Annotated in this window: 6 protein-coding genes; all 6 read right to left on the reverse strand. The window is 33.4% G+C overall.

Annotation, left to right across the window (positions count from 1 at the left end):
- Positions 1 to 74: 74 nt before the first annotated feature.
- Positions 75 to 1,250: an iron-containing alcohol dehydrogenase gene (locus tag B5D16_RS05560; RefSeq protein ID WP_078765988.1), complete on the reverse strand. Its 1,176-nt coding sequence runs from the start codon at positions 1,248 to 1,250 to the stop codon at positions 75 to 77.
- Positions 1,251 to 1,348: 98 nt separating this feature from the next.
- Positions 1,349 to 2,455, reverse strand: coding sequence for a tRNA dihydrouridine synthase (locus B5D16_RS05565; protein ID WP_159444292.1), 1,107 nt, complete (start codon positions 2,453 to 2,455; stop codon positions 1,349 to 1,351).
- 96 nt (positions 2,456 to 2,551) lie between these two features.
- Positions 2,552 to 3,211, reverse strand: coding sequence for a hypothetical protein (locus B5D16_RS05570; RefSeq protein ID WP_078765990.1), 660 nt, complete (start codon positions 3,209 to 3,211; stop codon positions 2,552 to 2,554).
- Positions 3,212 to 3,219: 8 nt separating this feature from the next.
- Positions 3,220 to 5,007: a PP2C family protein-serine/threonine phosphatase gene (locus B5D16_RS05575; protein WP_159444293.1), complete on the reverse strand. Its 1,788-nt coding sequence runs from the start codon at positions 5,005 to 5,007 to the stop codon at positions 3,220 to 3,222.
- Positions 5,008 to 5,202: 195 nt separating this feature from the next.
- Positions 5,203 to 5,919 (reverse strand): thiamine phosphate synthase, encoded by a 717-nt coding sequence (locus tag B5D16_RS05580; RefSeq protein WP_159444294.1) that lies wholly within the window; start codon positions 5,917 to 5,919, stop codon positions 5,203 to 5,205.
- 68 nt (positions 5,920 to 5,987) lie between these two features.
- The gene (thiH, locus tag B5D16_RS05585) at positions 5,988 to 7,259 is read right to left on the reverse strand and encodes a 2-iminoacetate synthase ThiH (RefSeq protein WP_078765993.1); all 1,272 of its coding nucleotides are present in this window, start codon (positions 7,257 to 7,259) and stop codon (positions 5,988 to 5,990) included.
- Between the last annotated feature and the right edge of the window lie 173 nt (positions 7,260 to 7,432).

Raw genomic sequence — 7,432 nt, forward strand, 5'->3', positions numbered from 1 at the left:
TGCATAAATATATCACGGAAAAAAAGTTGCGAAATCATAAAAACCGCAGGGATAATACCCTGCGGCTAAAACAATTACATCATCATCTTATAAATCTTTGCACATTCTTCTTCGTTCAATGTAATGAAACCTGAGATTGAACCAGTTCTTCCATCACCATTACAAAGTACATCAACAAGTTTTGGAATATCTTCTTCCTTAGCACCAAGTTCGCCAAATGTAACTGGCATACCAATTGATGATAAGAAATTCTTAAATGCATTAATACCCTCAAGGGCTGTTCTTTCAGGATGATCAAAATCCATCTGACATCCCCATACCCTAACTGCAACTTTTGCAAATCTCATTACATCATGTGAAAGTTCATATTTAAATACTGCTGGCATTGTTACTGCAAGACCTGCACCATGAGCACAATCATAAAGTGCTGAAAGTTCATGCTCGATTGTATGACTTAACCAATCCTGACTTCTACCAACACCGCAACAGTTATTATGAGCCATTGTTCCAGCCCACATAATGTTAGCTCTTGCCTCATAATTATTAGGATTTTCAATTACTCTAGGTCCTTCATGAACCATAGTAAGAAGTAATGCTTCAATCATTCTATCAGTAACTTCAACATCTTTTGAATTTGTTAGATATCTCTCATATAAATGAGCCATAATATCTGTAATACCAGCTGCTGTCTGATATGGTGGTAATGTCTGTGTAAGAGCTGGATTTAAGATACTAAATTTAGGTCTAATAGCATCTCCACTTGCACCTCTCTTATACATACCATCTTCATATGTAATAACTGAATCTGGACTACCTTCACTACCTGCTGCTGCAATTGTAAGAATTGTACCAACTGGAAGAGCTTCTTCAATACGCTTTCCTCTATAGAAATCCCAGAAATCTCCATCGTATACAACACCTGCTGCAATTGCCTTAGCAGAATCAATTGTAGATCCGCCACCTACTGCAAGAACAAAGTCAACGCCTTCTTTCTTACATAAATCAATTCCTTCATAAACTAATCCACTTCTTGGATTTGGCATAACTCCGCCAAGTTCAACATAAGAGATTCCTTCAGCATCAAGTGATTTTTTAACTCTATCAAGAAGTCCTGATTTAACAACACTTCCACCACCAAAATGAAGTAATACTTTACTTCCTCCGAATCTCTTAACTAGTTTTCCTGCTTCGCTTTCTGTGTCCTTACCAAACACAAACTGTGTAGGTGAATAAAACGCAAAATTCTCCATATATATCTCCTTTATAATGTATTAAACCCTCTGCTATTATTCTATCATATGGTTTTGTACTTACACAACAAGTATTTACCGTTATGGTTATTCAACTTCTAAAACAACATTCCTACCACGCTTCTATACTTAGCAACACTATCAGCTTTTCTAATCTCTTTAATTACTTTCTTTAAATCACCATTAAATACTTCATTAATACCTGGAAGAATCTTAGAAATCTCTTCTCCTTCAAATAACCAGTATGCCCAAAGTTCTTTCATCTTAAATAAAACAGGAGTTTCTCCTGGCATAACTTTAATGTATTCAGAAAGAAGATCATCATGAAAATCTTTAAATATTTTCAATCTATTAGATATCGTAAGTTCACTAGAATCATTAGAACTATCTAAATTCTCATAATCATCTAGTTTACCGCCCACTCTAAATTTATTATCTAACCTATCATCATAGTTCAAGAAACTTCCCTTAATCTCCTCTGCGAGCCAAGGATTCCCAATAAACCCTCTACCTAGCATAACGGCATTGAAATTATTAGTTTTCTTTTTTCCATTAAAATTACTATCTTCACTACAATCTCCGCTACTCGCATCAACTACTCTTTTAAAGGAATCAACATCTCTAATGTCTCCATTAAAACACAATGGAACTTCCATCATATCCTGAGCTAATTTAAATGCATCTATATGAGCGCTTCCTCCATATAATTCATCTAAAAGTCTTGCATGTACTATAAGTTCACTTAATGGAAACTTCTGATAAACTTTCAAAATATCTTCCCATTCATTCATGGATGATATTCCAAGTCTTGTTTTAATTGATATCTTTAAATCTGTCTTTTCAAATACTTCATCTAAAAATTTTTCCAAGGCATATGTATCTGAAAGCATGCCTGCTCCACGTCCTTTAACAGTAACTGTCTTTGAAGGGCATCCCAGATTTATGTTAACCTCATCATATCCCATATTCTTTAACTGATTAACAATCAAGCAAAAAGTATTAACATTATTTGTAAGTACCTGAGGAATCAAATTTTCACACTTATTAGTTTCTCTTGAGACCTCACTTTTCTCCCTGCCTTTTAACTTACTGCTCGCAACAAAAGGTGTGAAATATCTATCCACACCTTTAAAATATTTATTATATACATTTCTATAAACATATGTTGTAACACCTTCCATCGGCGCCATATAAATCCTCTTCATACTGCACATCCTTTTTACTCTCTGATATAAACACTAGCATATTATTACAACAAATATAAAAAAGTTCTATCAAAAACCTGTAAATTCCATGTTTTATCAAACTATCCAATATGTTCCATCCATGGCCTGGTGAATCGCGCCTATTTCTTCAGAAATTAAATTTCCATTAAAATCTCTCACTCTTACCATGTTATAAAATTTATAATTATCACCTGCTCGATTATTTTCATCATCCCAGTCTTCTTCAACCCAAGTCTCACAATAAACTTTGCCATCACTTATAGCAAAAACCGACTCATGTTCATCCTCAAATTTAAATGAAAATTTATCAGGGTAATAAGACTTAAATTCATTCAAATCCTGATGAATTATATTTACTTTCTCTCCACATATACAAAGATTGTAAAGATTAACTTCCGAAATATTAAGCGTTGTTACGACTTCTAATAAAGTTTCTGGTAAACACTTATATAAAAATACTTCTTTTTCATCATAATCTGCTTTTAGAAAATACAAATAGCCATCCACAAATATTGGATTTCCATACATCACATTTTTCTTCTTAGCAAATGGTTCATAAACCTTTCCCGTAAGCAAATCATAAATCATTATTATAGAGCCTTGATATCCTCCATATTCTTGCCATTCTTTCAAATCATATAAATCACTACTATCAGAATGTGAATATGCATATCTATCACTTCCATTAACGTTTAATACATATCTTCCATATGTTTTTTCAAATCTTTTAATCATATATACCTTTATTCTATCCCCTTATAATGTACGCAAAGCATTGTGATATCATCAAACTGGTCTGCATCCTCTACGAACTCATCAACATCCTCTCTTACTATTCTAATAAGATTTTCAGGATTCAATTCCCTATTAAGAGAAAGCGTCTTAATCATACGGTCAAGACCGTACATCTTTTTATCATTTCTTGTAGCCTCAGGAACACCATCCGTATAAAGGAAAATCTTGCTTCCTGGCTCAAGTTTAATTTCATAATCAGTGAACTTGGCCATATCCATAAGGCCTACAACCATACCATGAACATTCTCATCTAGAGCAAATGCTCCTCCCTCATGCATAACAGCTGGATAATCGTGCCCTGCATTTGCTGCAGTAATAATACCTGTATTAATATCTAAGATACCAAACCATACTGTTACAAAAAGGTCTGCATCATTACTTTCACATATTCTTAAGTTAACTTGATGAAGTGTTTCAGCTGGTCCAAATCCAAGCATCGCATAATTCTTAATCAGGTTCTTTGCATTCATCATAAAGAGAGCAGCTGGGACTCCCTTGCCTGAAACATCCGCCATAACAAGTCCAAGATGATCATTATCAATCAAAAAGAAATCATAAAAATCACCGCCTACTTCCTTAGCAGGTGTCATCTTCGCATAAATATCAAATTCTTTTCTCTCAGTAAATACTGGAAAATTGCTGGGAAGTGCATCAGCCTGAATGTTAGTTGCAAGATTAAGTTCAGCACTAATTCTTTCCTTTTCAGCTGTAATTTTATTTAAATCTTTTTCATAGGTCTTAAGGTCTTTCTCCATAACCTTTAAACTATTAGCAAGATTTTCAATTTCATCCCCAGTTCTAATTTTTAGTTTCGAGAAATGTTCCCCAACCTTATCAACCTTAATATTTTTATTTTTCTTAATAGCAGCAAGCTTTCTATTCTGAATATACTCCTGCTTGTCGTTAACATATTCCATTGAAGCTTTTGCAATTTTATTAATCGGACGAACCAGCTTATATGTAGCAACAAATCCAGCTATAACAGCTATGATTATTGAAACAACAACCATCATACTCATATAAATAATTGCAAAATTCTTTGTTTTTACATCAATACTATCAATTGTAACATCAAGTAAGACAACGCACTTATGTCCACCACTACCATATATACCAACTCCAGTAGTCATAACCTTTTCACCTAAACTATGATAAATGGTAGTATAAGGATCATTTTCATTTGATTTTAAATATCCTGCAAAGTTTTCAGGTGTAACATACTCATGTTCTCCAACTAGACATCTATTATCCGTAACGTCAGGATCCGCTAAATATATACAATTCTCACTTTCAGGATCATATGTAAAAATATAAGCATCTCTTATATCAGTTGCTTTTTTAAATCCTCTAAGTGAAGTCTTAATAAATTCTAAATCTTCGTTATTCTCATATACCGCGAACTTACTTCTATACCCTTCAGCATACTGATTCTCCAATTCTTCCTTAGTCATACTCTTAAAAATTCTTACCAATTTATCCGCGTATACTGTACAATCAACTTTCTGGCTAATTGAATCTGATATTCCCTGTGCTATAACACAGTTATCCGATGCAATCTGCTCCAAAAGATTTTTTCTATAAACCCTCGTACACACTATAACAGATAATGCAGCAAATACCATCGAAAGCAAGAACACACCAAATGTCAGCCTTAAGGCTAATCTTCCCTTTACTTTTTTAAATTCCAATTCATTAGAAGCTACTACAACTTCCTTACCCTTCTCTATTTTGCTCATATTACACCCCCAAGTGAAATACATTTTTTAGTTGCAGACCCCATATGAAGCAAAAGAATTACCCTTTATATTTATTCTTCCGTTTCTTATAGTGTCTATTATACTCCAACAAAATCTATATAACAAGAATTTAATAACATAAAAAATAGCCCCACGCGGAGCTATTTTTTATGTCTATCATTATTTAATTTTTCCTTAATTCATATACCCACTCATAATCGCAGCGCCACTAGCACCAACATCCTTAACTTCTTTAAGTCTGTCCATGTTTATACCACCAATAGCAATCACAGGTACCCTAACATTGCTACATATTTCCTGTAAAAATTCAAGTCCTCTACCTGGAAGTCCCTTCTTGCAATCAGTATCATATATATGACCTGCTAAAACATAATTAGCTCCCAAACTAATTGCCTTTTCTAAATCATCTAATGAATGCACTGATGTCCCAATATTATCAAAGAGTTGTTTATCCTCTTCGGTTAACATAATATATTTATCAAGAGGAAGATGTATACTCTTAACTCCAAGCTTCTTAGCAACATTTACATACGTATGAATAACTAATTCAACCCCTGCCTTATCACACATAGGCTTTATCTTTTTTGCAAGTTCATAGTACTCGTCTTCTGATAAATCCTTTTCACGTAGGATAAGCATATCAGGCTTTGGAAGATTAGAATTAGTCATACCTTCACCAATATTTTCAAATGTAGATTCTTTCAATCCATCTTCATCAGTTAGTTTCATATTACTACTAACTAGTAATTCATTTTTTCCCAAGGAAATTTCTTTTTCTAGAGCTTTCTCAATCACTTGTAAAGACTTATATTCACTAACAACTCTTTCAATTGTTTGCACAAAATCATCTTTGCATAATTTTCTATTTGTTATACAAAATATTTTAAACATATCAACATCCATTTCTGTATTTACACTACCATATATGCTTCAAATTATCATCTAATAAATTAAATCAACTACACATATAAGTAGTCATTAAGTACTGGCTGCATACCCTCGTTTGACATATCTTCATACATATCAGCAAATGATCTTGTATCATTTATTTCAAACTGTTCATCGCCTTCTACTTCTTCACTTTCCTTTCCAGTGTATTTGCTCTCATGATCACCTATACCTGTTGAAACACCTGCAGAAACCTTAGTTGCTGCGATTTTAACTATACCATTTCTAAATTCCTTACTTTCTCTTGAAGAAACTGTAATTCCACAGAAAGGAAGGAAGATTCTATATGCGCAAAGAATCTGGCATAATTCCTTTTCATATACATCAAGTGGATTAATTGCCTCATTATTTACAATTGGACGAAGTCTTGGACATGAAAGTGAAATCTCTGCATGTGGATACTTCTTCTGTAAATAATACATATGAAGTGCACTTGCGTATGCATCCTTTCTAAAATCAGAAAGTCCTAAAAGTGCGGATCCTGCAACACCTCTCATGCCTGCCATAAGCGCACGTTCCTGTGCTTCAAATCTATATGGAAATACTCTCTTATGACCTAACAAGTGTAACTCTTCATATCTATCACTATTATATGTTTCCTGAAAAACTGTAACATAATCAACGCCACATTCATGAAGATACTTATATTCATCAGTGTTTACAGGGTAGATTTCAACTCCAACCATACGGAAGTATTTGCTGGCGATTTTACATGCTTCGCCTATATACTTAACATCACTCATGGCTCTACTCTCACCTGTAAGAATAAGAATTTCTTCCATACCGCTATCAGCAATAATCTTCATCTCGTGCTCGATATGCTCCATATCAAGCTTAACCCTGTTAATATCATTGTAACAATTAAAGCCACAGTATACACAGTAATTTTCACAGTAATTCGCTATATAAAGTGGCGTAAAAAGATACACAGTATTACCGAAATGTTTCTGTGTTTCAAGTCGTGCTTTTTTTGCCATCAACTCTAAAAACGGTGCTGCCGCCGGTGATAAAAGTGCTCTAAAATCCTCAATTGAACAAGTATCTTTATCAAGCGCTCTTTTAACATCTATAGCTGTATATTTATCATAATCATATTCTTCCATTGAAGATAAAACCTTATCATAAATGTCTGACTCTATACGCTCCATACCTTCCATGTATTCCATATGATTAGTTCTACACTCAGGACAATTTTCTAATTTATGTTTTTTCTCCAATGCCTTTTCAGATAGTTTGTCTGAATCTATAAAATAATTATTATCTACTTTTTTGTTATTTTCCATTTTGTTTACTTCCGTTTTTGTTTTATTTTTTATATTTGATTTGTTTTGACTACTTTTAGGTTGTTTTCATTCAAAAGTAGGCTTTTCTCGACCTCTACTCATCATTAGCAAGTTGCTTTTCTTACTTTTTAAGTATTTTTCCAAAAAAGTAAGAATATTCTCAAGCCCACACT

This window comes from Eubacterium uniforme, assembly GCF_900167115.1.
Classification (GTDB): Bacteria; Bacillota; Clostridia; order Lachnospirales; family Lachnospiraceae; genus Eubacterium_S; species Eubacterium_S uniforme.